Below are 1,602 nucleotides of genomic sequence, written 5' to 3' on the forward strand. Positions count from 1 at the left end.
TCGAGGGTGTGTGACTGGTCGTTGTTTGAGAACTGCACAGTGGACGCGAGCATCTGTGGCCAAGTTTTTAAGGGCGCACGGTGGATGCCTTGGCACTAGGAACCGATGAAGGACGTGGGAGGCCGCGATAGGCCCCGGGGAGCTGTCAACCGAGCTTTGATCCGGGGGTGTCCGAATGGGGAAACCCGGCAGTCGTCATGGGCTGTCACCCGCTGCTGAACACATAGGCAGTGTGGAGGGAACGCGGGGAAGTGAAACATCTCAGTACCCGCAGGAAGAGAAAACAACCGTGATTCCGGGAGTAGTGGCGAGCGAAACTGGATGAGGCTAAACCGTTTTGGTGTGAGACCCGGCAGGGGTTGCCAATGCGGGGTTGTGGGAATGAGCTTCAGTCGTCTGCCGGCGGCTGGGCGAGTCAGAAACCGTATGGGTAGTCGAAGGACATGCGAAAGGTCCGGCGTAGAGGGTAAGACCCCCGTAGACGAAATCTGTACGGCTTGCTTGCTCATCTCCCAAGTAGCACGGGGCCCGAGAAATCCCGTGTGAATCTGGCGGGACCACCCGCTAAGCCTAAATATTCCCTAGTGACCGATAGCGGATAGTACCGTGAGGGAATGGTGAAAAGTACCGCGGGAGCGGAGTGAAATAGTACCTGAAACCGTGTGCCTACAAGCCGTGGGAGCGTCGTTCGTCAGCTTGCTGGCGGGCCGTGACTGCGTGCCTTTTGAAGAATGAGCCTGCGAGTTTGCGGTGTGTAGCGAGGTTAACCCGTGTGGGGTAGCCGTAGCGAAAGCGAGTCCGAATAGGGCGTTTGAGTTGCATGCCCAAGACCCGAAGCGGAGTGATCTAGCCATGGGCAGGTTGAAGCGCGGGTAAGACCGTGTGGAGGACCGAACCCACCAGGGTTGAAAACCTGGGGGATGACCTGTGGTTAGGGGTGAAAGGCCAATCAAACTCCGTGATAGCTGGTTCTCCCCGAAATGCATTTAGGTGCAGCGTCACGTGTTTCTTGCCGGAGGTAGAGCACTGGATAGGCGATGGGCCTTACCGGGTTACTGACCTTAGCCAAACTCCGAATGCCGGTAAGTGAGAGCGTGGCAGTGAGACTGTGGGGGATAAGCTCCATGGTCGAGAGGGAAACAGCCCAGAACACCGACTAAGGTCCCTAAGCGTGTGCTAAGTGGGAAAGGATGTGGAGTCGCAGAGACAACCAGGAGGTTGGCTTAGAAGCAGCCACCCTTGAAAGAGTGCGTAATAGCTCACTGGTCAAGTGATTCCGCGCCGACAATGTAGCGGGGCTCAAGCACATCACCGAAGTCGTGTCATTGCAGCATATAGGGCCAACGCCTGCTGTGATGGGTAGGGGAGCGTCGTGTGCCGGGTGAAGCGGCGGTGGAAACCAGTCGTGGACGGTATACGAGTGAGAATGCAGGCATGAGTAGCGATACAAGAGTGGGAAACTCTTGCGCCGATTGACCAAGGGTTCCTGGGTCAAGCTGATCTGCCCAGGGTAAGTCGGGACCTAAGGCGAGGCCGACAGGCGTAGTCGATGGACAACGGGTTGATATTCCCGTACCCGCTTTGAAGCGCCAACGCTGAACC

Annotated in this window: 1 rRNA gene; it reads left to right on the plus strand. The window is 57.2% G+C overall.

The features are described 5' to 3' along the window. Positions 1-57: 57 nt before the first annotated feature. Positions 58-1,602 (plus strand): 23S ribosomal RNA (locus AB0O91_RS41175); the annotation flags it as partial.

The organism is Kitasatospora sp. NPDC089797, from assembly GCF_040684795.1.
Lineage (GTDB): Bacteria > Actinomycetota > Actinomycetes > Streptomycetales > Streptomycetaceae > Kitasatospora.